We start from the raw sequence: 23,951 nt of genomic DNA, 5'->3' as shown, positions 1-23,951 counted from the left end.
GGACCGTGGACGCCTCGCCAATCACCGCCCGCATCGCCGATGGAGTCGCGTCGATCCCGGCGGCGCATTGGGATGCGTGCGCGGGGAACGGCAATCCCTTTCTCTCCCATGCGTTTCTGTCGTCCCTCGAACGGTCGGGATCGGTGGGCGTTGCTGCGGGGTGGCAGCCCGTGCCGGTCGTCATCGACGGCGCCGACGGAATGCCCGCGGCCATCGCCCCCGCCTATGCCAAGAGCCACAGCCAGGGCGAATATGTGTTCGACCACGCCTGGGCCGATGCCTGGGAGCGGGCGGGCGGGGACTATTATCCCAAGCTGCAGGTCGCGGTCCCCTTCACCCCCGTTCCCGGCCCCCGCCTGCTGTTGCGCGATGGCGCAATGGCCCCCGCCCTGATCGCGGGGCTTGAGGCGCTGGCGGACAATAACCGCCTGTCCTCGGCGCATGTAACCTTCGTCGATGCGGCGCAATTACCGCTGTTCCAACAGGCAGGATGGCTGGTGCGCGCGGGAACGCAGTTCCACTGGCACAACCGCGGCTACGCCGATTTCGACGGCTTTCTGGCCGATCTGTCCTCGCGCAAGCGCAAGGCGATCCGCAAGGAACGCGAACGCGCACGCGAAGGGCTGACGATCCGGCATGTGACCGGCGCGGAGATCATCGAGGCGCATTGGGACGCCTTCTGGATCTTCTATCAGGATACCGGCAGCCGCAAATGGGGCCGCCCCTATCTGACCCGCTCCTTCTTCTCGATGCTGGGCGCGGCGATGGGCGATCAAGTGCTGCTGATGTTCGCCGAGCGCGATGGGCGGCCGATCGCGGGAGCGCTCAACCTGATCGGTGCGGATGCGCTGTACGGGCGCTATTGGGGCTGCGTCGAGGACGTGCCGTTCCTCCATTTCGAGCTTTGCTACTATCAGGCGATCGATGCGGCGATCGCACGCGGGCTGGCGCGGGTCGAGGCCGGGGCACAAGGCGAGCACAAGCTGGCACGCGGCTATGCGCCAGTCACGACCTGGTCGGCGCATTACATCCCCGACCCGGGCTTTCGGCGCGCGATCGCGGACTATCTGGTGCGCGAGCGTGAAGCGGTCGCGCAGGAACAGGAATTTCTGGGCGACATGACGCCGTTTCGAAGGGGCGGTTAGGGCGGCCCACGGCCCGTTTGCCCTGAGCTTGTCGAAGGGCCGCGCCCCGCCGACAAGCTCAGGGCAAACGGAGCGCTTAGACCGCCTTCTTCGCGGCCTCCCATGCCTCCAACTGCTTGCGCTTGTCGCGCTCCAGAAACTCGCGCATCTGCCGAATCTGGCTGCGATAGGGGCCAAGGTCGACCGGGTTCAGGATCGCTGCGGGCGTGCCGTGATCGATCTTGAACAATGCGCTGTTGCCGTCGCGCCAGACCGGAATCAGACCCGCCTCCAGCCTCTTGTCATAGGGCGGCGGGCTGATGACCCACAGATAATCATAGGCATGGCGCGGGAAGCGCGCGAGGCTGACCGCCACCGGGCGCCACCATTCGCGCGGGCATTTGGTGTCGGTCACGATCTGCGACGGATCGTGGCTGAACCCGCGCGCCTGCTGGTAACGAACGGTGAGCAACTGCCCGCCCGCCATCGACCATTGATCGTTGGTATAGGCGAGCTTCCGCACCATCGCCATGCCCGGGAGGTGCTGGAGCCGCGTCATCGTCCATTCGTTGTAACAGGTTTCCCCGACGAAGCTCAGCAGCCGCGCGCCTTCCGGCACATGCTCCAGCGCCGCCAGTTCGCGGTCATAGGATTTGTCGTAGAGAACATTGCTCCACGTGGTCGCCCCCATCCGGACAAGGAAGAAGGCAAGCCCGGCCAGCGCAAGCACCTTGGCTCCGCGGATCGTCATGCCCGGCTTGGGCCGCAGCGAGATCACCGCGATGGCAAGCATGTACGGGGCCAGCCGCATATCGGCATAGGCCGACCCGAACACCACGCGCGGCAGCAGGATGAAAACCGCGATCAGGAACAGCGCCGAAATGCCGAGATGCCGCGAATATTCGATGTTCGGATCGCGCAGCCCCTTGAGCAGCACGAGATAGAGAACGCCGAGGCAGGCGATGTCGAACAGCTGCCACCGGTCGCGCAGCACCATCAGTACCCACCAGATCTTGGCGCGCCAGTTGAACCAGTCGCCGGTGATGCCGCTGACATCGCCCGCACTGCGCCACATCAGCATGAGGATGGCCGGCGGCACCAGCACCAGACAGTGGATGCCCGCCCGGAACCACGGCACCACCCAGCTCTGCACGAAATTCGCGTGCCACGGGCCGGTGCGCGGCGCGCGCAGATCATGCTGGCGGATCAGTTCGGCGGCGAAGCACAATACGCCCAGCGTTCCCCAGCCGAAGGTATGGGTGACCCAGATGATCGCGCCGATCGGCACGAACAGGAACGCGCGCAACCGGATCTTCCCCAGTCGCGCCAGCCGCAGCCACAGCGCAAAGGCATTGAGCGCCAGCGCCATCGACAGCGCGAAGTTCGCGAAACCGAAATGGAAAGCATAGTTATAGGCGAGCGGGAGCGCGAACAGCGCGGTCGCCGGGATGCGGCCATGCACTTCGCGCGCGATCCACAACAGGCCGGTGACGGTCAGCATCGGGATCGTGATGACGATCAGCTTGACCGCCAGCTCCAGCCCGAAAATCGGTTCGAGCGGGATGATCAGCAGGTCGAGCCCGAGATTGCCGATCAGGCTCCATTCGAACTTGTACCAGTCGTTGAGCCAGGGCACCTCGCCATGGCTCAGCTGGACGCGATAGCGCGCCATATGGCCGGGCAGATCGACCTGGGGGGGAACATCGGGCCACAGCAACGGCACCGCCGCCGCAAGCGCGGCGAACAGCACGAACCAGCGCGTCTGCCACCAGCGCAGATCTTCGGAGCCCCCCTGCATCCGACCGCCTTTACTGCGGTGCGCTATCCTCCGGCAAGCGGGTTGGCGAACCGTCTATCGCATAGAGGCCCGAACCGCTCCGTTTCCAGATCGGGACCAGCCATGCAGGAGGGCTCCCCGCGCGCAAGGAGGCAAGCAGCGACTCCGGCGGCGGTGAACCGAGTTCCTCCCACGCTCCCGCGCAATCCGCCAGATAGTCGAGATCGAGCCGCGCGGCCGCGCCTCGCGCCTGCTCCACCGGCATCAGCAGCAACCGGTAAACCGCCAGATTGCCCGAAGCATTGCGATGATAGGGCGCGGCCAGCGCGCGGTGCGGTGTCGCGGCAAGCATATAGGGGCCGAGGTCGATCGGCGCGGCGACCACTCCGGCGGGCTGCACGGCGAGGACATCCAGCAACGCGCCGCCATCGCATTGCGGCGCGGGCAGCTCAGGCGCAAGGAGGCTCCCCAGCGCGGGATAGACGAACCCCGCCGAAGCGATCCAGGCCGCCGCCAGCGCGAATGGTCCACGTTCGCGTGCTTGGGCGATCAACGCAGCCAGCCCCGGCGCGGCGAGCAGCGTTCCGGCATAGACGCCGCGCAACTGCACCAGCGCGAGTGCGAGTGCGGCCAGTTGGAACCCGGCCAGCACGGCCCAGCCTGAACCGCGCGTCCGCCGCCACTGCCACAGCGTCGCTGCCAGCCCGGCAAGCGCCAGTCCGACATAGCCGATCGCATGATCGAGCGGCGCGGCGAATAGCGGCTGCGCCTCCGCCACCCGCGCCAGCCACAGCCGTTCGAGCAACGGATCGACGCTGCCATAGGGCGACAGACATGCGGGTGAGAGGGTCAGCGCAACGGTAAGCGCAACGCCGCCCAATGCTACTGCCGCAACCAGCCTCCCGGGCGCGGCGAGCCAGCGTCCGGCCAGCGCCAGCGCAAGCGGCGCAAGCGCGGCGACCTGCGCCGCCCGCCACAGCGGTGCGGCGAAAGCGTCGCAGCTTGCGGTATTCCAGCCACTCGTGCGGAACAGCAACGCGGCCAGCGCGAGGCCGGGGACCAAGGCAACGCCATAGCCCAGCAGCCGCGACCGCTCCCCCTCCCCCTCCACCGCCCAGCGCAGCGCCAACGCCCCGCCACCAAGCGCAAGGAATGGCGCGGTCTCCATGCCCACGGCCAGCGACGCGACGCTCGCCACCCCCGCCGCAACGCCGCTGCGCCACCCGCCGGGACCGATCACTGCACGAACGAGGACCAGCAGCAGTACAAGCTGCATCCCATGATGGTCGATCCGCCCGGGCAGGAACAGCGCATTGGCCGGATAGGCGAGCGCTGCGATTATCACAGCGACCGGCGCCGACACCGCCACCCGCCGTGCGATCGCTGCGACCAGCACCAGCGCTGCGGCGAACAGCAGCAGCGGCCACAGGATCACCGCGACCAGTTCCGCCACATCCGCGCCCGTCACCGGGGTCAGCACCGCAATGATCGCGCCGGGCACCAGATCGGGCAGCCGCGACCAGTGCATCTCCAGTCCTGCCGCGCCGAGCCGGTGTTGCGACAGATCGCCAAAGTCCTGCCCCGCCAGCCAGTCGCGAACCTGCTGAAGCCGCATGACGTCGTCGGTATCGGGCAACCGCAACACCGACAGCGCCGCCCAGTCGCGCCACGCCCACATGGCGACGAGCAGCAGCGCAAGCCCCACCGCCACCGCATTATCGCGCCAGATCCCGGATCGCGCCGCCCCCATGGCCCTTGCCTATCCCATTCCGGTTAACGTTCGTCGAGCGGCATTGCGGACCCGATGCCGTGCGCTAGGCTGATGGGATGAAGCGCATTCTCATGATCGGCCTGTGCCTGGCACTCGCATTTGCGGGATATGGCTATTGGGAAGCGTTGCGCGATCCTGTCGTGCGGACTGCTGCGATCGGGATGGCGGACTGGCCAGAAGGGCAAGCCCCGCTGCGGGTTGCGCTGCTAAGTGACCTGCACGTCGCCGGGCCCGATATGCCACCCGCGCGGCTGGCGGGGATCGTGGAGCAGGTCAACGCGCTGAAACCGGACATGGTGCTGATCGCGGGCGATCTGGTCAGCGACAAGCGCGTTTCCACCCATCGTTACAGCGAAGATGAGGCAATCGCCCCGCTCGGTAGGCTGCGCGCCCGGTTCGGGGTGGTCGCGGTGCTCGGCAATCACGACCATTGGCGCAGCACCGCCGGCATCCGCCACGCGCTCGAGGCCAACCGCGTCACGGTGCTGAGCAATTCGGTTATTCGCCGCGCCGGGCTGATCATCGCGGGCGCCGATGACGACTTCACCGGCCGCGCCGACCCCGCAGCGCTCGCCCGCGCGGTCACGCCGCTCAAGGGGCCGGTCGTGGCGCTGAGCCACTCGCCCGACATCGTGCCCGCGCTACCGCCCCGCTTCGCGCTGGTCCTCGCCGGACACACGCATTGCGGCCAGATCGCGCTGCCGCTGATCGGGCGGCCGGCCACCATGTCGCGCTACGGCGATCGCTTTGCGTGCGGGCTGATCCGCGAGGGCGAGCGGACGATCATAGTCGGCGCCGGGCTGGGCACCAGCCTGCTGCCCCTGCGCATCGGCGCCCCGCCCGACCTGTGGCTGCTGACCCTTACTGGCCCCGCCGCCCCAGCAACCGCAACCGCAGCGCGTTGAGCTTGATGAACCCCGCCGCATCGCGCTGGTCATAAGCGCCCTGATCGTCCTCGAACGTCACCACCTTTTCACTGTAGAGCGAATAAGGCGACTTGCGCCCGACGACATAGACGCCGCCCTTGTAGAGCTTGAGCCGCACGGTCCCGGCAACCTTCTGCTGCGAATAGTCGATCGCGGCCTGCATCATCTCGCGCTCGGGTGCGAACCAGAAGCCGTTATAGATCATCTCGGCATAGCGCGGCGCCCATTCGTCCTTGAGGTGCGCGGCGCCGCGGTCGAGCGTGATGCTCTCGATCCCGCGATGCGCGAGGTGATAGATGGTGCCGCCCGGCGTCTCGTACATGCCGCGCGACTTCATGCCCACGAAGCGGTTCTCAACCAGGTCGAGCCGCCCAATGCCATGCTTGCGCCCCAGATCGTTGAGCGCCGCCAGCAGCGTCGCGGGCGACATCGCCATGCCGTTCAGCGCGATGCCGTCGCCCTTCTCGAAATCGATCGTGATATATTCGGGCGTGTCCGGCGCGTCCTCCGGGTTCACCGTGCGCGAATAGACATAATCGGGCGTCTCGTCCCACGGATCCTCCAGCACCTTGCCCTCGGAACTGGTGTGCAACAGGTTGGCGTCGGTCGAGAAGGGCGCCTCGCCGCGCTTGTCCTTGCTCACCGCAATCTGGTGTTGTTCGGCGAATTCGATCAGCCTGGTGCGGCTGGTCAGGTCCCATTCGCGCCACGGCGCGATGACCTTGATGTCCGGGTTGAGCGCATAGGCCGACAGCTCGAAGCGGACCTGATCATTGCCCTTGCCGGTCGCACCGTGGCTGACCGCGTCCGCACCGACTTCCTTGGCGATCTCGATCAGCCGCTTGCTGATCAGCGGGCGCGCGATCGACGTGCCGAGCAGGTACAGCCCCTCATAGAGCGCATTGGCGCGCATCATCGGGAACACGAAGTCGCGGACGAACTCTTCCTTGAGGTCGTCGATGAAGATGTGCTCGGGCTTCACCCCGGCGTTCAGCGCCTTTTGCCGCGCGGGCTCGAGCTCCTCGCCCTGTCCCAGATCGGCGGTGAAGGTGACGACCTCGCACTGATATTCCTGCTGAAGCCATTTCAGGATCACGCTGGTGTCGAGACCGCCCGAATAGGCGAGAACCACACGATTGATCTTGTCGGCCATTGCTGTTGCTCCAGAGGGAAAGTCGGTGCGCCTCTAGGCCCGCGCGGGCGGTTCGGCAACCGTGGCGAACAGCCGGGGCAAGTGGATCGCGAGCAACCCGGCGCGGAAGAAATAGCTCGCCAGCAACGCCAGCCAAAGTCCCGTTGCGCCGAACGGACGCAGCAACAGATCGGTCGCAATGTAAAGGCTCGTGGCGAGGCTCGCGGCATTGCGCAGCGCCCGCCCCTGCGTCGCGCCGATGAACACCCCGTCGAGCAGCCAGGCCGGAACGCCGACGATCGCTGCCAACGCTGCCAGCGGCAGGACGGAGCGGGCGGCTTCGCGCACCTCAACATTGGTGGTCAACAGGTCGATCAGCGCGCCGCCGAACAGCAGCGCAGCAAGCGTCGCCAACAGACCGAATCCAAGCGAGAACTCACCCGTCAGCCGGATCGCCCGAAGCAATTCCGCCCTTGCGCGCTTCCCCACCGCCTGGCCCACCCGCGATTCAGCGGTGAAGGCAAAGCCGTCGAGGACAAAGGCGAAGATGCTCACCAGCTGCATCAGCACATGGTTGGCGGCGAGCTGGACCGTGCCGAGCCGCGCACCGGCATTGGCGAGCCACAGGAATAGCGCGAGCAGCGCGATCGTGCGGACCATGATGTCGGCATTGACCGCAAAGAGTCGCTTCCACGCCGCGCCGTGAAAGAAACCGGCACGCTGAGCGAGCAGCGCGCGCAGGCCCGCGATCCGGACCACAAGCGCGATACCGGCGATCAGCCCGACCCATTCGGCGATCGCGGTACCAAGGCCCACGCCGCGTGCGCCCATGCCGAACTGCCAGACAAAAACGATATCGAGCACGCCGTTGACCAGATTGACGAGGATCTGGAGCGCCAGCGTCTCGCGGGTGCGGCCAAGACCGAACAGCCAGCCGCTGATGGCATAAAAGCCCAATGCTGCCGGGGCACCGATAAATCGCGCGGTCACGAACTCCCGCGCCGCCGCGTCCAGCGCGCCACCTCCCGCCAGCAACGCAAAGACAGCCGGGACGAGGACGATCTGGAGCGCGACGAGCACCACGCCGATACCGACCCCCGCCGCGACGCCGCGCACCAGCAGCCCGTCCACCTCCTCCCGCGCGGCGCGCCCATGCGCCTGCGCAGTCAGGCCCGTCATCCCCATGCGCAGAAAACCGAACGCCCAGAAGATGAAGCTGATGATCGCCGTTCCCAGAGCCACCCCGGCGAGCGCGGCGGCGTCGCCGGTCCAGCCGATCACCGCAGTATCGACCAGCCCCACCAGCGGCACCGTCGTCTGGCCGAGCATGATCGGCCAGGCCTGCGCCAGGATCGAACGGCGGGTGAGCGGCTGGGCGGTCATCTGTGCCCCATAGCCCCGCTCGTCATCCCGGCGAAAGCCGGGATCTCGTGAGGCAATCCGCTCCCGCAATCACGAGAAATCCCCGCTTTCGCCCGGATGACGGATCAGGCTATGCCTTCCCTCGGGAGATCGCAAATGGCCGAGATCAAGACCAAGCCCACCCCCGCCGACGTCGCCGCCTTTATCGACGCTGTCGAGCCGCCGGTCCGACGCGAGGACGCCAAGACGGCCTGCGCGATGCTCGAACGGATCACCGGCGAAAAGCCGGCCATGTGGGGACCCTCGATCATCGGCTTCGGCAGCTATCATTATCGCTACGAAAGCGGGCATGAGGGCGACATGTGCCGTCTCGGCTTCAGCCCCCGCAAGGCCGAGCTGGTATTCTACATGCTGACCGACCGCGCGGGCGAAGCGGGGGATCTGGCGCGGCTGGGCAGACACAGGACCGGGAAGTCCTGCCTTTACATCAAGAAGCTGGCGGACGTGGACCTGGCCGTTCTCGAAGAGATGGCCACCGCCGCCTGGGACCATATGAACGCGAAATACCCGGCCTGACCGGTTCGCCTGATTGGTTCGCCTGAGCGGTTCGATTGCCGTTCAGCCGCGTGCCGCTATGCTGGATCCATGCTGATCGCACTCACCCTGCTCGCCCTCCAGGCCCAACCGGTTGGCGTGGCCCCCGACCCGCTACCGAAGGCGGAGGCCGAACGCCGCGTCGCCGAGCGCTTCGCCGATCTCGACCTCAACGAGGATGGAAGCGTGGAGCGCGACGAGGTCCGCGCGCGATTCGATTTCGACGCAAGCGCGGAGGCGACCTATCAGGCATCGCGCCAGTCCAAAAAGGCGAGCGATCCCCGCCCTGAGGTGCGTTCGCCCGCGATGGGCTGGGCCAAGGCCGATGCCTGGTTCGCGGCGGCGGACAAGGATGGCGACGGCAAGGTCACGCGGGCCGAACTGAGCGCGCATCTGGGCGCCGATGTCGAGCAATTAGGCGTCGAATAGTGGTCATCACACCCGCCCCTTTGCCCTGAGCCTGTCGAAGGCTGATCAGCACCCGCGCGGAACGGCGCTTCGACAAGCTCGGCGCGAACGGCTCAGCATGTGCGCAGCCGCGCTTCCGCCTGCGCCATATAGTCGCGCGTGATCGGCAGCGCGGTGCGCGACCGGCTATACTGAAGCTGGTAATTCACCAGCCCGCCATTCTCGAAACTGACCAGCGACCCGGCGAGATAATAGGTCCACATCGCAAAGAACCGCTCGTCATACAGCGCGACGATCTGATCGCGCGCGGCAACGGTGCGATCGTACCAGTGCTGAAGCGTATAGCCATAATGCAGCCGCAGCACCTCCACATCGGTGAGGAAATAGCGCAGCCCCTCATGCCCGCGCACGATCTCCGACAGGGCCGGGATATACCCTCCAGGGAAGATATATTTGGCGGTAAAGGCGTCGGTGACCCCGGGTCCGCCCGCACGACCGATGGTGTGGAGCAGCATCACGCCCTCGGGGGTCAGCAGCTCGCGGCATTTGCGAAAGAAGGTGCGGTAATGCGCCGGACCGACATGTTCGAACATGCCGACGGACACGATCCGGTCGAACTGCCCGGTAACGTGGCGATAATCGATCAGCTCGAACCGCACCTTGCCCGCGACCCCTGCCGCATCGGCGCGATCGCGCGCGACCTTCAGCTGTTCCTCGGACAGCGTCACGCCCAGCACTTCGGCGCCGGTCTTCTCGTGCAGATACAGCGCCATCCCGCCCCAGCCACAGCCGATGTCGAGCACCGTCATGCCCGGCTTGAGCGCCAGCTTGGCGGCGATATGCGCCTTCTTGTCCGCCTGCGCCTGTTCCAGGCTGTTGGCCGGATCGGTGAAATAGGCGCAGCTATATTGCCGGTCGGCATCGAGGAAGAGGTCGTACAGCCGCCGCGACAGGTCGTAATGATGCGCCACGTTGCGCTTCGACCGGCGAGCCATGTTCACCCGGTCGAGCCGGAAGCGGACATTGTCCAGCGCCTGCTTCACGGGGCCGGGGGCGAGATTGCCGGTCTTGTCCTCCCATCGGTTGTTGGCCGTGACCAGGCGCAGCAGCGCGAGAATGTCGCCCTTCTCGATCACCAGCCGCCCGTCCATGAAGCTCTCCGCCGCGCCCAGCGCCGGATCGGTGACGATGCGCCGCGCGACCGAGGGGTCGGTGAACCGGATCGTCACCGGGGACAGCGCCGGATCGGGCGCGCCAAAGCTGCGCGCGCTGCCATCGGCATGGATTACGGTGAGTTCGCCGCGCTTCACGGCGCGAGTGAAGAAATGATCGATCAGCGCCATGCCCGGCACGCTAACGACTGGACGGTCTTTCGCAAGTGCGAAGGTGGTAACAAAGGGCCCTAAATCCCTGCATACCATTCATAGTCGGCGACGTCCTCCCAATAGCCGCCCTTGCCCCGCCCGACGCCGTCGAGCGATGCCACCGCCTCGACCCGCATGACATATTTGGCGTGTTTGTAGCCCAGTTGACGCTCGACGCGCAGGCGGACGGGCGCGCCATGCGAAACCGGCAGGATCCGGTCGTTCATCGCCCAGGCCAGGATCGTCTGGGGGTGGAAGGCGTCGATCAGGTCGATCGATTCATAATAGGCGCCGCCGCGCAAGCTGTCGGCGCAGTGGAACACCAGATAGCGGGCGGTGTCGCGCAGCCCCGCCGCGTCGAGGATCGCGGAGAGCTTCGGCCCCTGCCATTTGCCGATCGCGCTCCACCCCTCCACGCAATCATGGCGGGTGATCTGCGCACGTTGCGGCATGGCGCGCAGGTCGGCGAGCGACAGGCTGAGCGGGCGGGTCACCAACCCATCGACGCGCAGCCGCCAGTCGACGAAGCGGTTTTCCGCCAGCGCGCGGTACGCATCGGTGTTCGGGTTGCGCGTGCCGTTCGAGCGAAAGCGCGGCGACATGTCCTCGGGCGAAAATTCGCGGGCGAGCGCGTCGCGGTTCATGATCGTGCGCTGAAGGCTGCGATGCACCGCCTCCGCCTTGAACAATATGTCGCGCCCGGTCGCGCTTTTGCCGATCGAATCGCACCCCGCGAGCAGCCCGCCCGCGCTGGCAACGATCAGATTGCGGCGGGTGATGAGCGTCACGCCTCCTCCTCCTCCTCCGACGGCACGCGCCAGTTGCCGGTCAGCATCGAGCGGACCTCGTTCAACGGCCCCGCGAGGATAACCAGCGCGAGATGGACGATGATGAACAGCGCCAACAGCATTGCGACGATGAAGTGGATCGAGCGCGCGCTTTGCCGCCCGCCGAAGATGTCGATCAGCCAGGGCCAGGCCGCATTCATCCCCGGCGACATGGCAAGCCCGGTAAAGATCACCAGCGGGAGCAGGACGAAGATGACCCCGGCATAGGAAAGCTTCTGGAAGATATTGTAGGCGCGCGGATTCTCGGGATCGTGGAAGCGCAACGCCAGATGGGCGCGCAGATCGGCCTTGAGATGGCGCCCGGCAAGCTCGCCTGCGCGGATGCGCAGGTCGCGCTGAAAATGGCGGTTGAGCAGGCTGACGACCATGTAGAGCAACAGCGCGAAGCCCAGCACCAGCGCGAAGAACAAATGCCAGCGTCGCGCCAACGCGAGATTATAGGTCGAGGGGATGGTCAGCCACCCCGGCACCCGCGCGGTATCGAACAGCCAGATCAGCTTGAACCAGGGCTGGTCGTAATTGGCGCCGTACTCGCCCCAGTAGAGCTGGCCGTGCGCGTTGAGGATCATCAGCCCGCTGCCCAGCAGCACGATCACGCTGATCGCGGTGATCCAGTGCCAGATGCGCGTCGCCAGCGCGTGGCGGCGAATCACCGCCGGGGGTGGAGCTTCATCCATAGGCACGGGCGAAGAATATCACGGTCGTCGCCGCCGTCACCAGCAATGTCCAGCCGCGCACCACCCCCGGCGACATGCGCTTGCCGATCGCAGCTCCGCTCCATCCGCCGACAATCGCGCCGATCAGCATCGGCGCTCCCACGCGCCAGTCGACCATCGCGAAGCCGATAAAGACGAATGCCGCAGCAAGGTTGGCGATGGCGAGCATCAGCGTGCGGATCGCGAACAGCGCGCGCGGCTCGATATTGGCGAGCAGCCCGTAGGTGGCGGTGGTCATCAGCCCCACGCCTCCACCGAAATAGCCGCCATAGATGCCGAGAATCCCCTGTGCCCCGACCAGCGTGCGCCGACCGATCGTGACGCGCGCATGGAGCCAGTCCGCGGCGCGGCGCCCGAACACCATCACGACGAACGCGAACAGCAACAGCCAGGGAATGATGAAGTCGAACATATCGCTGGGGGTCAGGACGAGCAGCAAGCTGCCCCCCAGCCCCGCGACAAAGGTGATCGTCGCAAGCAACGCCACCGACAGGCCCGCGACCGGACCCAGTTCGTCGCGAAACCCCCATGCGCTCGCGGCAGCACCGGGCAGCAGTGCGACATTCGAGGTCGCGTTGGCGATATTGGCGGGCAGTCCGAGCGCGATCAGCGCAGGCAAGGTCGCAAAGGTCCCGCCCCCCGCCAGGCCGTTCATGATCCCGCCGATGCAACCGGCCCCGGCGGCAAGGAGAAGTGCGGCGGCATCCATCCCCGCCCCTTGCGCCACCCGGCCCGGCGCGACAAGCCTGCAACGAAAAAGGGCGGCTCCAATGGAGCCGCCCTCACCCTCGTCTCGATATCGTCGAGGCGATCAGAAGCGCAGGCCGACGCCGACGCCCGCGAAGTTCACGTCCGGCCCTTCGACCAGCGTGCGGCGATATTCGATCTTGGCGAAAAGCTTCTCGCCCAGATTGTGCTGGTAGCCAGCGCCCGCAAATGCGCCATCGTCACCCTCGGTGAAGCCATAGCCGCCAAGCGCATAGACGCGGCCTGCATCGCCGACCTTCGCACCCACGCGGCCGCCGACGCTGAACAGCACGTCCGCGCCACCGGCAAGGACCTTGTCGGCCGACACTTCGGCGCCGACAAACGCGGTATCGCCCAGGTCGAAGTCATAACCGGCCGCGATTCCCGCAAACGCTTCTTCCTGGCCCTGTGCCCAGGCAATGCCGCCACGAACTTCGGCGCGGCCTTCGCCGGACTGAGCGAGCGCAGGCGAGGCGACGGTGGCGGCAGCAAGGGCCGCAAGAATTACGATCTTACGCATATTGGTATCCCACAGAATGTTATGTTTCTTTGGCTGCAACAGGACGTTGCGACGCCCAGCTAGGCGCGCCTCGCGTGCTTTACAAGACTAACACGGTCCATTTATGCAACAACGCGTGAAAGATGTTGCGCAAATGCAACATCCCGCTCCGGGCCTAGCCCAGTGCTGCCTGTTTCTCTTCCGCCAGCCGATCCAATTCCGCCCGGCTCTTCTTCTCCGCCGCAGTCTTTAGCTGGCCGCAGGCGGCGTCAATGTCGCGGCCACGCGGCGTACGGGCGGGGGCGGAAATGCCCGCACCGAACACGATCTCCTGAAACGCGCGGATCCGTTCGGGCGTCGAACATTCATAGGGCGCGCCGGGCCAGGGGTTGAACGGGATCAGATTTACCTTTGCGGGCAGCTTATAGTGTTTGATGAGCCGCACCAGCTCGTGCGCGTCGGCGTCGCTGTCATTCTTGTCCTTCAGCATCACATATTCGAACGTGATGCGCCGGGCATTGTTCGCGCCGGGATAGTCGGCGCACGCCTGAAGCAGTTCCTCGATCCCGAATTTGCGGTTGAGCGGCACGATCTCGTCGCGCACCTCCTTGGTCACGGCATGGAGCGAAACGGCGAGGTTGACCCCGATCTCCTCGCCCGCGCGCGCCATCATCGGCACCACGCCGCTGGTGGACAGGGTGATACGGCGCTTCGACAGCGCAAGGCCGTCGCCATCCATCACGATCTTCAGCGCGTCGCGGACATTGTCGAAATTATAGAGCGGCTCGCCCATCCCCATCATCACGATGTTGGTCAGCATCCGCCCCTCGGGCTGGCTCGGCCACTCGCCCAGCGCATCGCGCGCCAGCATCACCTGTCCGACGATCTCGCCCGGTTCCAGATTGCGGACCAGCCGCATCGTGCCGGTATGACAGAAGCGGCAGTTGAGCGTGCAGCCCACCTGGCTGGAGACGCACAATGTTCCCCGATCCGCGTCGGGGATGAACACCATCTCGTAATCCTGCCCGTCATCGGATCGGAGCAGCCATTTGCGCGTCCCGTCGGTCGAGACCTGCGCCTCGATCACTGCGGGGCGCGAGACGACGAAGCGCTGGTCGAGCCAGGGTTGCATCGTCTTAGAGATGTCGGTCATCAGACTGAAGTCGGTCACGCCGCGATTGTAGATCCAATGCCACAATTGCTTGGCGCGCAGTTTCGCCTGCTTGGGCTCCAGCTGCGCGGTCTCCAGCGCCATGCGCAGATCGTCGCGCGACAGGCCGAGCAGGTCGATACGCCCATCCGCGCGCGGCTTGAGGCTGCGGGGAACGGGTACGGGATCGATATGCCCGGGTATGGGCATGGAAGGCGCCGAGACTGTCTGCATCGCGCGCCTATAGCGAAGTTCGGGACAGATTTCCATGCCCCACCCATCCCGCAGAGACAACGATCCACCGAGGAAGGGTTGCGAGAGCGTGCCGCAGTCTGGAACCTTGTCGGCGGTGTATCGCATATCCCATCAACGACCCGGAGTGGAATTTTGATTAAGCTGACCCATGCGGCCCTGGCGGCCGGCGTTCTTGTGACCGTTCCCGCGCTGGCCCAGACGACTCCGCCGGCACCCCCCGCACCTCAGACGACGCCTGCGACTCCCGCACCGGTGACCGACGAGGAAGTGACGAAGTTCGCCAAGGCCGCACTGGCCGCCGATGCGGTGAGCAAGGATGCGGCGATCCCGGCAACCGAAAAGCAGGCGAAAATGGCCGAAGCGGTTGTCAGCAACGGTCTGGAAGCCACGCGCTTCAACGAGATCGCGCAGGCATCGCAATCCGACCCCGCGCTTCAGCAAAAGGTCCAGGCGGCGATCATCGCGATCCGCGACGCCAAGCCCGCCACTCCGGCAGGCCCGGCGGCGACCCCGACGCCGACCCAGACCCAGTGATTTTCCGTCGCGCGGTGCCGATCCTTTGATCGGTGCCGCGCAGCCATCAGCGCCGGGCGCATCCCATCGCCGCTGCGTCGATCGCAGTCGCCGCACCTGCCAGCGCATAGACATCGGCAAAGGCGCCGCCGCCGCGCGCCACGCTCTCCACACTCATCGACCGGCTTGACCGCATCGCCGCGACGATCGCGCGATCCGTGCGCGCATCGGGCGCCCAGGCATCGCTCGCCCCGGCCTTCAGCTCGAACCGGCGCTCGCCGATCGCCAACGTCACCTTGGCGCGGGGATCGCGCGCGCGGCTGAGGCGCACATGAATCTGGTTACGCGCGCCCGATCGCGGCCAGTTGGCGACGCTGGCAAAGGCTGCCGAGCGCCCGCGCACGGTGCGCGCGATCGCATAGCAGCGGGCAGGCGCGGCGTCGCGGAACGCGCCCCAGCCATCGAACACGCCCAGCGATTCGCGATCCTGTCCCGTGCTTGGTCCCTGCGCCACAAGGGCAACCAAAAGCAGAAGCGCGATCATGCCGGGGCGTAGCCGGAGCCAAGATGGACCACCGTCTCGACGCCCTGGGCGATCATCGCCACCGATCCTTGCGGCAATCCCGGCGCGATCGGTGCCTCGAACTGCGGATGTACGTCCTGCCCCGTCATCACCCCGCGCAGCACGCGGCTGGAAATGCCGTGCATGATGACCAGCCGATCGCCCGGATCGTCATCGGTGTCGGCCAGCCAGGCGGACACGCGCGCCGCGATCTGGTGGTACCGCTCGCCATCGGGCGCCGGGTGCAGCAATCCCCCCTCGGCGATAATCGGCAGGTCGTCCGCCATCAGATCGGCATAATAGCGCCCGCCCCAGCTCCCCATCCCGATTTCCGTCAGCCGCACATCGCGGCGCGCCGCGTGCCAGTCGAGTTCGAGATGCTCGGCGATCACCGCCAGCGTCTGCAGCGCGCGGCCGGTGTCGGAGGCCCATAAGGTCAGCGCCGGACGCGGACCCAGCCGGTCGCGCAATGCCCTCCCCATCGCGTCCGCCTGCGCGAACCCGGCGCGGGTCAGCGGCGTATGCGGATGATCGCCCTGCAACCGGCGCGCGGCGTTGAACACCGTTTCCCCGTGACGGGCGATGAAGTCGCGACCCTGTCTCATGCTGCCGCGCAGCTACGAGCCGCTGTGGCCAAAAAGCAACGGTTTTTCGCGTTTATTTGACGTTCATGCAACTTGCGCCGCGACGCACCATTTAGCTCCGGACCCGGCGGGCGTGGCCCGCGGGGCGTGTAAAAGGAGTTTAGTTATGCGTACCGTTTTCGCAGCCGCACTTGTCGCTTCGACCATGTTGGCCGCTCCTGCAGCCTTGGCTCAAGACGGCGAAGCCACCTTCACCGGTCCGCGCATTGGCGTGATCGGCGGCTATGACATCATCCGTCCGGGCAGCACTGAAGACAGCGACATCGACGGCGACGACCAGAGCGTCGACGGCTTCCTCTATGGCGTCGAAGCGGGCTACGACATCGGCGTCGGCGGCGCGGTGGTCGGTGTCGAGGCTGAGCTGTCCGAATCGACCGGCAAGGTTAATGTAAACTCGACCGATCCGAATTATTTCGGCTTCGGCGAAGTCGGCACCGGCCGTGACATCTATGTCGGGGTCCGCGCCGGCGTTCTCGCCACGCCGAGCACGCTGATCTACGCCAAGGGCGGCTATACCAATGCCCGCCTGAACGTGTTGGCCAGCGACGGCACCACCGAACTGCGCGAGAATTTCGAGCTCGACGGCTGGCGCATCGGCGCGGGCGTCGAGAAGGCGATTGGCACCAACACCTTTGCGAAGCTCGAATACCGCTATTCGAATTATTCGAACGCGAATTTCGAGTTCAACAACGGCGCGGTGACCGAGGATTTCGACATCGATACCGACCGTCACCAGATCGTCGCGGGCGTCGGCTTCCGCTTCTAAGCGTGATTCCGTCCACAAATGAATGACAGGAAGGGCCGGAGCGGCTTGCTCCGGCCCTTTTTGACGTTAAGGATATCTCGAACTTCCGACGGCAATCCGCACGCCGTCAGTTGAATTGGGGCGGCCGCCCGGGGGTTTGGAATACACATGAAAGCGACGATCGAACGCGCAACGCTGTTGAGGGGCCTCAGCCACGTCCAGTCCGTGGTGGAGCGACGCAACACGATTCCCATCCTCTCCAACGTGCTGATCGAGGCATCGCTTGACGGATCGCTGCGCCTGATGGCGACCGATCTCGACCTGCAGATCGACGAGACGGTTCCCGCTGCGGTCGATCAGGCCGGCGCGATTACCGTTCCCGCGCACACCTTGTTCGACATCGCCCGCAAGCTGCCCGAAGGGTCGCAGGTCGAGCTGACTGCGGCGGAAGGCAAGATCAAGGTCAATGCCGGCCGCGCCAAGTTCGAGCTCGGCACGCTGCCGCGCGACGATTTCCCGGTGATCGCGGAAGGCGAACTGCCGACCGTGTTCGAGTTGCCGGCCGAGATTCTCAAGCAGATCATCGACAAGACCCGATTCGCGATCTCGACCGAAGAGACGCGCTATTATCTCAACGGCATCTTCCTCCACGTCGCTGACGATACGCTGAAGGCGGCCGCGACCGACGGCCACCGTCTCGCCCGCGTCACCGTGCCGCGCCCCGAGGGGGCCGAGGCGATGCCCGACGTGATCGTCCCGCGGAAGTGCGTGGCGGAGCTGCGCAAGCTGCTCGACGAGGTCGACGGGTCGGTTGGTGTGTCGCTGTCGGGTTCGAAGATCCGCTTCGACCTCGGCGCGGCGATCCTGACGTCGAAACTGATCGACGGAACCTTCCCCGATTACAGCCGCGTCATCCCGACCGGCAACGACAAGATCCTCAAGATCGATCCCAAGAGCTTCATGGAAGGCGTCGATCGCGTCTCGACGATCGCGACGGAGAAGACCCGTGCGGTGAAGATGGCGCTCGATCGCGACCGCATCACCCTGTCGGTCACCAGCCCGGACAACGGCACCGCCGCCGAGGAGGTGCCCGGCGACTATGCGGCGCAACCGTTCGAGATCGGCTTCAACTCGCGCTATCTGATGGACATTCTTGGGCAGATCGAAAGCGATCTGGTCGAGGTCCATCTCGCCGACGCAGCCGCGCCGACGCTGATCCGCGAGAATGACAAGTCGCCGGCGCTGTACGTGCTGATGCCGATGCGGGTGTAGCCCCCCTCTTGCGTCGCTTCGCATAATCACTTATTTACATGACTGTCAGTAAAGGCAGTCGCACTATGGCTACGCAGGTAATCGACTGGAGCAAGCCGCGCCGGCGCGAATGGGGTACGGCGCTTGCCGCGCTCCGCCGCCTGCTCGCCAATGGCGATGATACGGTGCAGGTGTTCCGCATCATGCGCGCGCTCAACGGCGATACGCTGGCGCGCAATTATCGCAGGCTGCTGACGACCGCCAATGGCGGCCGAATCGCCTATCAGCGGGTCGAGCTCGCGGAGCGCTTTTCCGACCGCGCCTGGATCGATTCGCTGCCCGAGGGTAGCGTCGGCGCCGCCTATCGCGATTTTCTGGACCGCACCGGCTATTCGGCGACCGGCCTTGCCGAGGTCAGCTATACCGATGCCGATGTCGAACGCGGGGTCGAACACCCGCACGCCTGGTATGGCCGCCGCGAGCGCGACATTCACGATATCTGGCACGTCATCACGGGCTATCAAGCCGACGAGCCGCTGGGAGAGGCGTGCCTGGTCGCTTTTTCCTACGCGCAAACCGGTGGTCTGGGCTGGGCCTTCATCGCCGCGGGGGCGGCACTCAAGAGCCTTCGCGTTACCGGATCGCGTGCCTTCGCGCGGGCGGTGCGCGAAGGCTATCGCCATGGCAAGGCCGCCAGATGGCTATCGGGCGAGGACTATGTCCAGCTGCTCGCCGAACCGCTCGACGCGGTGCGCAAACGGCTGAACATCGGCGATCCTGTGCTGTACCGCGCGGCGCAGACCGAATTGCGCGCCAAGGGCCTGATCGGGATCTGATCACCCACCCGGTCGCGTCGCGACCGCGCTAGATCATGGTCATCGGCGCGACTTCGTCGCTCGGCGCAAGGACCTCCAGGTCGCCGCGCAGCGTCTTGCGATCAAGGATGGTCGGCGGCAGTGCCAGCACCGATCCGCGGAACGATCCGGGGCCGAATCGCTCCAGCCTGAACAGTTCCTGTGTCTGCCCCGCATCGCCGCGCACCGACAGCCGCAACAGCGCGCCGGTCCCGAGCAGATCGGCGAGCGCGCGCGCGAAGTTGCGCCGCGTCCCCTCCTGCTGCAACTCCGCCACTTCGGGCGGGGCGAGATGCAGCGCGATCAGCCTGCCCACCGGTGACAGCGCCTTGTCGGTCGTCGTGACCGCCTCCAAACCGTTCGGTCGGCCATCGCCGATCACGCTCAGCCGCCACACCTGCCCGCGACGCCCGGCAACCTCCTCTGTCCCGATCTTCTCGACCTTGAACTGGAGCACGGGCGGCGGCTCGAAGCGGAACACCCGGCCGTCCGGCAGCCGGACTTCGCGCGCGCCCGGCGTCGCGTCGGGCTCCGCCGCCCGGCGCCGTCGCGCCGCTTCCGCCAGATCCTCCAGCATACCGATGACGTCGGAGCGCAGCGCCGCGATCGGCTCCATCCGGAACTTGGTACCGTCGATCGCAACGCGCTTCTCGTTCATCAGATAGTCGAGCCCGTCGCGCCGGACGATTCCGCGACGCTTGCCGGCATACAGGCGCGCATCGCCATTCCCGGCCAGGCTGACGACGATTGCGTCCGGGCGGCCGTCCTTGCTGTAGCTCGCCTCGAGCCCATCGATGACGGCGGTGGCCGGATCGCCTCCACAGCCGGTCATCCCGAACAGCGTTGCAGCCAGAATCAATCGCTTCATAAATCCCCCCGCCCGCGATGATTGCGCAAGCGCTATGCCTCGGCAAGCCGGAACGCTACATGCCGCCCATGGCCGTGACCCGCCTCGTCCTTACCGATTTCCGCAACCATGCCGACACGCTCCTGACACCGGGCGCGGGGTTCGTCGTGCTGGCGGGCGATAATGGCGCAGGCAAGACCAATGTGCTGGAGGCGGTGTCGCTGCTCGCCCCGGGACGCGGGCTGCGCCGCGCACCGCTGGGCGATATGGCGCGGCAGGGCGGTACCGGCGGCTTCTCGGTTGCCGCGACCCTGTCAGGGGGCAGCGAGATCGGCACCGGCACGCTGACAACGGCGCCGGAGCGGCGCGTGGTGCGCGTCAATGGCGCGTCGGCCGCGGCGACGTCGCTCGGCGAATGGCTGACGGTGCTTTGGCTGACGCCCGCAATGGACCGGTTGTTCGTCGAGCCGGCCAGCGAGCGGAGGCGCTTTATCGACCGGCTCGCGCTGGCGCTGGCGCCGGGACATGCCCATCACAGCGCGCGCTACGAAGCGGCGATGCGCGAGCGCAACCGGCTGCTCGCCGCCGAGGAGCCCGCCGATCCCGACTGGCTCACCGCGCTCGAAGCGCGCATGGCTGAGCATGGCGCGACGATCGACCAGGCACGGCGCACGACCGTTGCCGCGCTCGCCGAAAGCCTTGCCGATCAGCCCCCGGGCCCGTTCGCGCGTGCGGGACTGGCACTGGAGGGGGAAGGCGCGGACGATCTCGCCGCGCGGCTGCGTGCAGGGCGCGCGCGCGATGCGGCGGCCGGACGCACCCTGACTGGCCCCCACCGCCAGGATCTTGCGGTGACGCATCTCGACAAGGCGCAACCCGCCCATCTCTGCTCCACCGGCGAGCAAAAGGCGCTGCTGCTCGGGATCGTCCTCGCCCATGCCGAACTGGTCGCGATGCGCACCGGACGCGCGCCGATCCTGCTCCTGGACGAGGTCGCCGCGCATCTCGATCCCAGCCGCCGCACAGCGTTGTTCGATCGGCTCGCAGGCCGGGGCCAGGTGTGGATGACCGGCACGGAGCCTCAATTGTTCGCCAGCGTGCCGAAGCCGCTCCACCGTTATCGCGTTGCGGGCGGCATCCTCGGCGAGGTTTGATCCGCGTGCGGATTGAACTTTCTCGTATCGCGCGCGTATCGAAAAGCGTCGCAGAACCGGAGCATCGATGACCAGAGCCACCCCCGCCAAGCTCGAAATTCGCAACGCCACGACCGAAGACATACCGGGCATTCTGGCGCTGACGCGCAAAACCTATCGCAACGTCGAAAACTACAGCGCGGGCATGATCCGCGGCCATATCAACAACTACCCATCCGGTGTGTTTGTCGCGCTCTATGAAGGCGAGGTTGTCGGCTATTGTGCGGCGAGCCGGATCGACGAGGAAGTGGCGCTCGCGCCGCACGATTGGGAATCCATCACCGGCAACGGCTTCGGCAGCCGCCACGATCCCACCGGCGACTGGTTGTACGGCTATGAAATGGTCGTCGCGTCCAAACAGCGCGGGCTGCGCATCGGCAAGCGACTCTATGACGCGCGGCGGATGCTGGTCGAGCGGCTCGACCTGAAAGGCATCGTGTTCGGCGCGCGAATGCCCAATTTTCGCCGTTCACTGACACGAATCGACGGGCCACAGGATTATATCGACAAGGTGGTTGAGGGGGAGATTCGCGACCCCACGCTCGGCTTTCAAATCGCCAACGGCTTTCGCCCGATCGGGGTGCTTCCCGACTATCTGCCGGAGGACAAGCCGTCGGGCGGCCATGCCGCGCACATGGTCTGGCGCAATCCCTATGTCGATCCGAATGAGCCGCCGACCCATCGCGTCCCGCGCGATATCGAGAGCGTCCGGCTTGCCACCGTTCAGCTTCAGGCACGCGCCGTCGCCGATTTCGACGAATTCCTGCGCAACGTCGAATATTTCGTCGATGTCGCGTCCAACTATCGCTCCGACTTCGTGGTGTTCCCCGAGCTGTTCACCCTGTCGCTGCTCTCGTTCGAGCCGCACGACCTGACCCCGGCCCAGGCGCTGGACAAGCTCACCAGCTGGCGCAAGCCGCTGGTCGACCGGCTGTCGGAGCTGGCGCTGTCGTACAACGTCAACATCATCGGCGGGTCGCATCCGACCTATACCGACGATGGCGAGATCCAGAACGTCGCCTATGTCTGCCTGCGCGACGGATCGGTCCATGCGCAGGAGAAGATCCACCCCACCCCCGACGAAGCCTATTGGTGGCGGATCAAGGGCGGTGACAGCGTCGACGTGATCCAGACCGACTGCGGCCCGATCGGCGTCCTGATCTGCTATGACAGCGAATTCCCCGAACTCGCCCGCCGGCTGGTGGACGAGGGCGCACGGATCATCTTCGTTCCCTTCTGCACCGACAGCCGCCAGGGCTATATGCGTGTGCGCTACTGCGCCCAGGCCCGCGCGATCGAGAACCAGTGTTTCGTGGTGATGAGCGGGAATGTCGGCAACCTCCCCGGCGTCGAGAATATGGACATCCAGTACGCCCAGAGCTGTATCCTCACGCCGTGCGACTTCCCCTTCGCGCGCGACGGCATCGCGGCGGAGGCGAGCGAAAATATCGAGACGCTGACCATCGCCGACGTCAACCTCGCCGACCTCACCTGGGCGCGCGCCGAGGGAACGGTGCGCAACCTCACCGACCGCCGCTTCGACCTCTACCGCATCGACTGGACGCAGAGCCCGCGCGGCGAGCAACAGATGCCGATCGGCCACGGGCATGAGAAGAAGGGACCGGGCGGGGGATAAGCGCGGGTCAGCCCACGGTCCCCGCTGCGTCGTCACGGGCGGCACGGACCAGCGCCCGGATCATCCACCGGCGGACCGCCTCGGCATCGCCGTCCTCCAGCTCCAGCACATCCTTGAACACGATCATCGCCTCGGTCCCGATGACTAGCGCGAGCGCGTTGGAGAGCATCGTTGCCACCGGCGCGGGGAAGCGCTCGCCCGCACCGGCAATCGCCGCATCGATCAGCGGGGAACGGCGATTCTGGCGTGCCGGGCCCGCCTCGCCCCCTCCCTGCTGGACGGCGCTTGCCAGCATCGCCCGCAAGGCTGGCTCCGTCCGCGCCATCATCGCGGCGACTGCGCCATCGGCAAGCGTGAGCCGCTCGACCAGATCGCTCGGCGCATTTGCGTCGAACAGATCCGGCCCGGGCATCGCGACATGCAGCGCCGCTTCGGTCAGCAGCGCATCGATCCCCGGGAAATAGCGATAGACCGTCGCCCGCGAAACGCGTGCCGCCGCCGCCACCTCGTCGAAGCCGGGCGTGGCGCCCTCGGCGACCAGCCGCGCCGCCGCGTCGAGCAGGTCCTTGCGCGTGCGCTGGCGCTGATTGTCTCGCGCCATCAGGCGAGCTGGGCCTGGATGGCCGCGAGGTCGATCCAGACATTCTCCCGCTTGATCGCGCCGGAGTCGGTGAATTCAACCACATGAAGCAAACGGAACGAGAGCGGGCGCCCCCGCCCCTCCAGCCCGAACGGCCGCCCCACCGCGCGGCCGTGCCACATCGAATCGTCGACGAGGAAGCGGTCGCCATGGAGGCGTCGGAGGCATTCGACACGTCCGTCGGCCAGGTCGGCGAAGAGCGCCTCGTAAAATCCGCGCGCGGCGGAGGGGCCATGGACGGGGCCAGTGGGCCAACCGACGATATCATGCTCGACATCGTCGCTGAACGTGGTGAGCACCCCTTCCACGTCGTCGTGCATCTCGAACGCGAAATGCGCGTCCATCCTGCTGTCCATCTGTGCCGCGCTGAGCATTGTTCCCGTCCTCCCTTTC

General features: G+C 66.3%; 25 protein-coding genes. 10 read left to right on the top strand and 15 right to left on the bottom strand.

Features of this window, described 5'->3' with window-relative positions:
• The first annotated feature begins 5 nt into the window (after nucleotides 1-5).
• Entirely contained in the window at nucleotides 6-1,145 is a 1,140-nt protein-coding gene (locus FPZ54_RS18375; protein WP_145849255.1) for a GNAT family N-acetyltransferase, read from the top strand.
• A gap of 76 nt (nucleotides 1,146-1,221) precedes the next feature.
• Here FPZ54_RS18375 and FPZ54_RS18370 read toward each other — a convergent pair whose 3' ends face one another.
• Nucleotides 1,222-2,922: a hypothetical protein gene (locus tag FPZ54_RS18370; RefSeq protein ID WP_145849254.1), complete on the bottom strand. Its 1,701-nt coding sequence runs from the start codon at nucleotides 2,920-2,922 to the stop codon at nucleotides 1,222-1,224.
• A 10-nt stretch (nucleotides 2,923-2,932) separates the two neighbouring features.
• Complete coding sequence (locus FPZ54_RS18365) at nucleotides 2,933-4,651, bottom strand: hypothetical protein (protein WP_145849253.1); 1,719 nt, start codon at nucleotides 4,649-4,651, stop codon at nucleotides 2,933-2,935.
• Nucleotides 4,652-4,728: 77 nt separating this feature from the next.
• On the opposite strand from FPZ54_RS18365, the gene FPZ54_RS18360 reads away from it, so the two are divergent.
• The gene (locus FPZ54_RS18360; protein WP_145849252.1) at nucleotides 4,729-5,577 is read left to right on the top strand and encodes a metallophosphoesterase; all 849 of its coding nucleotides are present in this window, start codon (nucleotides 4,729-4,731) and stop codon (nucleotides 5,575-5,577) included.
• Here FPZ54_RS18360 and FPZ54_RS18355 read toward each other — a convergent pair.
• Nucleotides 5,534-6,751, bottom strand: a complete 1,218-nt coding sequence (locus FPZ54_RS18355; protein WP_145849251.1) for an argininosuccinate synthase — start codon at nucleotides 6,749-6,751, stop codon at nucleotides 5,534-5,536. The two genes, FPZ54_RS18360 and FPZ54_RS18355, sit on opposite strands and share 44 nt — an antisense overlap.
• A 33-nt stretch (nucleotides 6,752-6,784) precedes the next feature.
• A complete protein-coding gene (locus FPZ54_RS18350) occupies nucleotides 6,785-8,113 on the bottom strand; it encodes an MATE family efflux transporter (RefSeq protein ID WP_145849250.1) in 1,329 nt (442 codons plus the stop codon).
• Between the two features lie 135 nt (nucleotides 8,114-8,248).
• On the opposite strand from FPZ54_RS18350, the gene FPZ54_RS18345 reads away from it, so the two are divergent.
• On the top strand, nucleotides 8,249-8,668 hold the full coding sequence (locus tag FPZ54_RS18345; RefSeq protein ID WP_145849249.1) for a DUF1801 domain-containing protein: 420 nt from the start codon (nucleotides 8,249-8,251) through the stop codon (nucleotides 8,666-8,668).
• A gap of 69 nt (nucleotides 8,669-8,737) precedes the next feature.
• The gene (locus tag FPZ54_RS18340) at nucleotides 8,738-9,115 is read left to right on the top strand and encodes an EF-hand domain-containing protein (RefSeq protein WP_145849248.1); all 378 of its coding nucleotides are present in this window, start codon (nucleotides 8,738-8,740) and stop codon (nucleotides 9,113-9,115) included.
• 92 nt (nucleotides 9,116-9,207) lie between these two features.
• Here the strand turns inward: FPZ54_RS18340 and FPZ54_RS18335 are convergent, their stop codons facing one another.
• The 6 genes from FPZ54_RS18335 to rlmN all read right to left on the bottom strand — a co-directional run bounded on the left by FPZ54_RS18335 (nucleotide 9,208) and on the right by rlmN (nucleotide 14,652).
• Nucleotides 9,208-10,437 (bottom strand): SAM-dependent methyltransferase, encoded by a 1,230-nt coding sequence (locus FPZ54_RS18335; protein ID WP_145849247.1) that lies wholly within the window; start codon nucleotides 10,435-10,437, stop codon nucleotides 9,208-9,210.
• A gap of 59 nt (nucleotides 10,438-10,496) precedes the next feature.
• The gene (locus FPZ54_RS18330) at nucleotides 10,497-11,246 is read right to left on the bottom strand and encodes a molybdopterin-binding protein (RefSeq protein ID WP_145849246.1); all 750 of its coding nucleotides are present in this window, start codon (nucleotides 11,244-11,246) and stop codon (nucleotides 10,497-10,499) included.
• Nucleotides 11,243-11,983 carry a cytochrome b/b6 domain-containing protein gene (locus FPZ54_RS18325; RefSeq protein ID WP_145849245.1) on the bottom strand — a complete coding sequence of 247 codons (741 nt, stop codon included), beginning with the start codon at nucleotides 11,981-11,983 and terminating at the stop codon, nucleotides 11,243-11,245. Before FPZ54_RS18325 ends, FPZ54_RS18330 begins: the two co-directional genes overlap by 4 nt.
• The gene (locus FPZ54_RS18320; RefSeq protein ID WP_145849244.1) at nucleotides 11,976-12,731 is read right to left on the bottom strand and encodes a sulfite exporter TauE/SafE family protein; all 756 of its coding nucleotides are present in this window, start codon (nucleotides 12,729-12,731) and stop codon (nucleotides 11,976-11,978) included. The genes FPZ54_RS18325 and FPZ54_RS18320 overlap by 8 nt, the downstream gene beginning before the upstream one ends.
• A gap of 102 nt (nucleotides 12,732-12,833) precedes the next feature.
• Complete coding sequence (locus tag FPZ54_RS18315) at nucleotides 12,834-13,289, bottom strand: outer membrane beta-barrel protein (RefSeq protein ID WP_145849243.1); 456 nt, start codon at nucleotides 13,287-13,289, stop codon at nucleotides 12,834-12,836.
• A 154-nt stretch (nucleotides 13,290-13,443) separates the two neighbouring features.
• Nucleotides 13,444-14,652, bottom strand: a complete 1,209-nt coding sequence (gene rlmN / locus FPZ54_RS18310; RefSeq protein ID WP_479685470.1) for a dual-specificity RNA methyltransferase RlmN — start codon at nucleotides 14,650-14,652, stop codon at nucleotides 13,444-13,446.
• A gap of 153 nt (nucleotides 14,653-14,805) precedes the next feature.
• On the opposite strand from rlmN, the gene FPZ54_RS18305 reads away from it, so the two are divergent.
• Nucleotides 14,806-15,207 (top strand): DUF4168 domain-containing protein, encoded by a 402-nt coding sequence (locus FPZ54_RS18305; protein ID WP_186456837.1) that lies wholly within the window; start codon nucleotides 14,806-14,808, stop codon nucleotides 15,205-15,207.
• 46 nt (nucleotides 15,208-15,253) lie between these two features.
• Here the strand turns inward: FPZ54_RS18305 and FPZ54_RS18300 are convergent, their stop codons facing one another.
• On the bottom strand, nucleotides 15,254-15,730 hold the full coding sequence (locus tag FPZ54_RS18300) for a hypothetical protein (RefSeq protein ID WP_145849240.1): 477 nt from the start codon (nucleotides 15,728-15,730) through the stop codon (nucleotides 15,254-15,256).
• Complete coding sequence (locus FPZ54_RS18295; protein ID WP_145849239.1) at nucleotides 15,727-16,353, bottom strand: histidine phosphatase family protein; 627 nt, start codon at nucleotides 16,351-16,353, stop codon at nucleotides 15,727-15,729. Before FPZ54_RS18295 ends, FPZ54_RS18300 begins: the two co-directional genes overlap by 4 nt.
• A gap of 145 nt (nucleotides 16,354-16,498) precedes the next feature.
• Here FPZ54_RS18295 and FPZ54_RS18290 point away from each other — a divergent pair, with 145 nt between their 5' ends.
• The 3 genes from FPZ54_RS18290 (at nucleotide 16,499) to FPZ54_RS18280 (ending at nucleotide 19,224) form a co-directional block, all read left to right on the top strand.
• Nucleotides 16,499-17,158 (top strand): outer membrane beta-barrel protein, encoded by a 660-nt coding sequence (locus FPZ54_RS18290; protein ID WP_145849238.1) that lies wholly within the window; start codon nucleotides 16,499-16,501, stop codon nucleotides 17,156-17,158.
• A 147-nt stretch (nucleotides 17,159-17,305) separates the two neighbouring features.
• A complete protein-coding gene (dnaN, locus tag FPZ54_RS18285) occupies nucleotides 17,306-18,409 on the top strand; it encodes a DNA polymerase III subunit beta (protein ID WP_145849237.1) in 1,104 nt (367 codons plus the stop codon).
• Nucleotides 18,410-18,474: 65 nt separating this feature from the next.
• A complete protein-coding gene (locus tag FPZ54_RS18280; RefSeq protein WP_145849236.1) occupies nucleotides 18,475-19,224 on the top strand; it encodes a Coq4 family protein in 750 nt (249 codons plus the stop codon).
• A 28-nt stretch (nucleotides 19,225-19,252) separates the two neighbouring features.
• Here the strand turns inward: FPZ54_RS18280 and FPZ54_RS18275 are convergent, their stop codons facing one another.
• Nucleotides 19,253-20,110: a hypothetical protein gene (locus tag FPZ54_RS18275; RefSeq protein WP_145849235.1), complete on the bottom strand. Its 858-nt coding sequence runs from the start codon at nucleotides 20,108-20,110 to the stop codon at nucleotides 19,253-19,255.
• Between the two features lie 68 nt (nucleotides 20,111-20,178).
• Between FPZ54_RS18275 and recF the strand changes: the two genes are divergently transcribed.
• Together recF and FPZ54_RS18265 are read left to right on the top strand one after the other, a co-directional pair.
• On the top strand, nucleotides 20,179-21,243 hold the full coding sequence (recF, locus tag FPZ54_RS18270; RefSeq protein WP_145850034.1) for a DNA replication/repair protein RecF: 1,065 nt from the start codon (nucleotides 20,179-20,181) through the stop codon (nucleotides 21,241-21,243).
• Nucleotides 21,244-21,310: 67 nt separating this feature from the next.
• Nucleotides 21,311-22,918, top strand: a complete 1,608-nt coding sequence (locus FPZ54_RS18265; protein ID WP_145849234.1) for a GNAT family N-acetyltransferase — start codon at nucleotides 21,311-21,313, stop codon at nucleotides 22,916-22,918.
• A gap of 7 nt (nucleotides 22,919-22,925) precedes the next feature.
• On the opposite strand, the gene FPZ54_RS18260 is transcribed toward FPZ54_RS18265, so the two are convergent.
• Nucleotides 22,926-23,519: a TetR family transcriptional regulator gene (locus tag FPZ54_RS18260; protein WP_145849233.1), complete on the bottom strand. Its 594-nt coding sequence runs from the start codon at nucleotides 23,517-23,519 to the stop codon at nucleotides 22,926-22,928.
• Nucleotides 23,519-23,932, bottom strand: a complete 414-nt coding sequence (locus tag FPZ54_RS18255; protein WP_145849232.1) for an ester cyclase — start codon at nucleotides 23,930-23,932, stop codon at nucleotides 23,519-23,521. Before FPZ54_RS18255 ends, FPZ54_RS18260 begins: the two co-directional genes overlap by 1 nt.
• Nucleotides 23,933-23,951: the final 19 nt, after the last annotated feature.

It is taken from the genome of Sphingomonas suaedae, assembly GCF_007833215.1.
Taxonomy (GTDB): Bacteria; Pseudomonadota; Alphaproteobacteria; order Sphingomonadales; family Sphingomonadaceae; genus Sphingomonas; species Sphingomonas suaedae.
Note: the sequence above shows the minus strand (reverse complement) of the source record. Positions and strands in the feature narration are given on the sequence as shown.

Coding starts and splice junctions, on each gene's coding strand:
- FPZ54_RS18275 (WP_145849235.1), bottom strand. CDS start 20,110: ATGAAGCGATTGATTCTGGCTGCAACGCTGTTCGGGATGACCGGCTGT.
- FPZ54_RS18300 (WP_145849240.1), bottom strand. CDS start 15,730: ATGATCGCGCTTCTGCTTTTGGTTGCCCTTGTGGCGCAGGGACCAAGC.
- FPZ54_RS18350 (WP_145849250.1), bottom strand. CDS start 8,113: ATGACCGCCCAGCCGCTCACCCGCCGTTCGATCCTGGCGCAGGCCTGG.
- FPZ54_RS18365 (WP_145849253.1), bottom strand. CDS start 4,651: ATGGGGGCGGCGCGATCCGGGATCTGGCGCGATAATGCGGTGGCGGTG.
- FPZ54_RS18280 (WP_145849236.1), top strand. CDS start 18,475: ATGGCTACGCAGGTAATCGACTGGAGCAAGCCGCGCCGGCGCGAATGG.
- FPZ54_RS18360 (WP_145849252.1), top strand. CDS start 4,729: ATGAAGCGCATTCTCATGATCGGCCTGTGCCTGGCACTCGCATTTGCG.
- FPZ54_RS18315 (WP_145849243.1), bottom strand. CDS start 13,289: ATGCGTAAGATCGTAATTCTTGCGGCCCTTGCTGCCGCCACCGTCGCC.
- FPZ54_RS18335 (WP_145849247.1), bottom strand. CDS start 10,437: ATGGCGCTGATCGATCATTTCTTCACTCGCGCCGTGAAGCGCGGCGAA.
- FPZ54_RS18290 (WP_145849238.1), top strand. CDS start 16,499: ATGCGTACCGTTTTCGCAGCCGCACTTGTCGCTTCGACCATGTTGGCC.
- FPZ54_RS18325 (WP_145849245.1), bottom strand. CDS start 11,983: ATGGATGAAGCTCCACCCCCGGCGGTGATTCGCCGCCACGCGCTGGCG.
- FPZ54_RS18320 (WP_145849244.1), bottom strand. CDS start 12,731: ATGGATGCCGCCGCACTTCTCCTTGCCGCCGGGGCCGGTTGCATCGGC.
- dnaN (WP_145849237.1), top strand. CDS start 17,306: ATGAAAGCGACGATCGAACGCGCAACGCTGTTGAGGGGCCTCAGCCAC.
- FPZ54_RS18345 (WP_145849249.1), top strand. CDS start 8,249: ATGGCCGAGATCAAGACCAAGCCCACCCCCGCCGACGTCGCCGCCTTT.
- recF (WP_145850034.1), top strand. CDS start 20,179: ATGGCCGTGACCCGCCTCGTCCTTACCGATTTCCGCAACCATGCCGAC.
- FPZ54_RS18370 (WP_145849254.1), bottom strand. CDS start 2,922: ATGCAGGGGGGCTCCGAAGATCTGCGCTGGTGGCAGACGCGCTGGTTC.
- FPZ54_RS18255 (WP_145849232.1), bottom strand. CDS start 23,932: ATGCTCAGCGCGGCACAGATGGACAGCAGGATGGACGCGCATTTCGCG.
- FPZ54_RS18265 (WP_145849234.1), top strand. CDS start 21,311: ATGACCAGAGCCACCCCCGCCAAGCTCGAAATTCGCAACGCCACGACC.
- FPZ54_RS18295 (WP_145849239.1), bottom strand. CDS start 16,353: ATGAGACAGGGTCGCGACTTCATCGCCCGTCACGGGGAAACGGTGTTC.
- FPZ54_RS18355 (WP_145849251.1), bottom strand. CDS start 6,751: ATGGCCGACAAGATCAATCGTGTGGTTCTCGCCTATTCGGGCGGTCTC.
- rlmN (WP_479685470.1), bottom strand. CDS start 14,652: ATGCAGACAGTCTCGGCGCCTTCCATGCCCATACCCGGGCATATCGAT.
- FPZ54_RS18260 (WP_145849233.1), bottom strand. CDS start 23,519: ATGGCGCGAGACAATCAGCGCCAGCGCACGCGCAAGGACCTGCTCGAC.
- FPZ54_RS18340 (WP_145849248.1), top strand. CDS start 8,738: ATGCTGATCGCACTCACCCTGCTCGCCCTCCAGGCCCAACCGGTTGGC.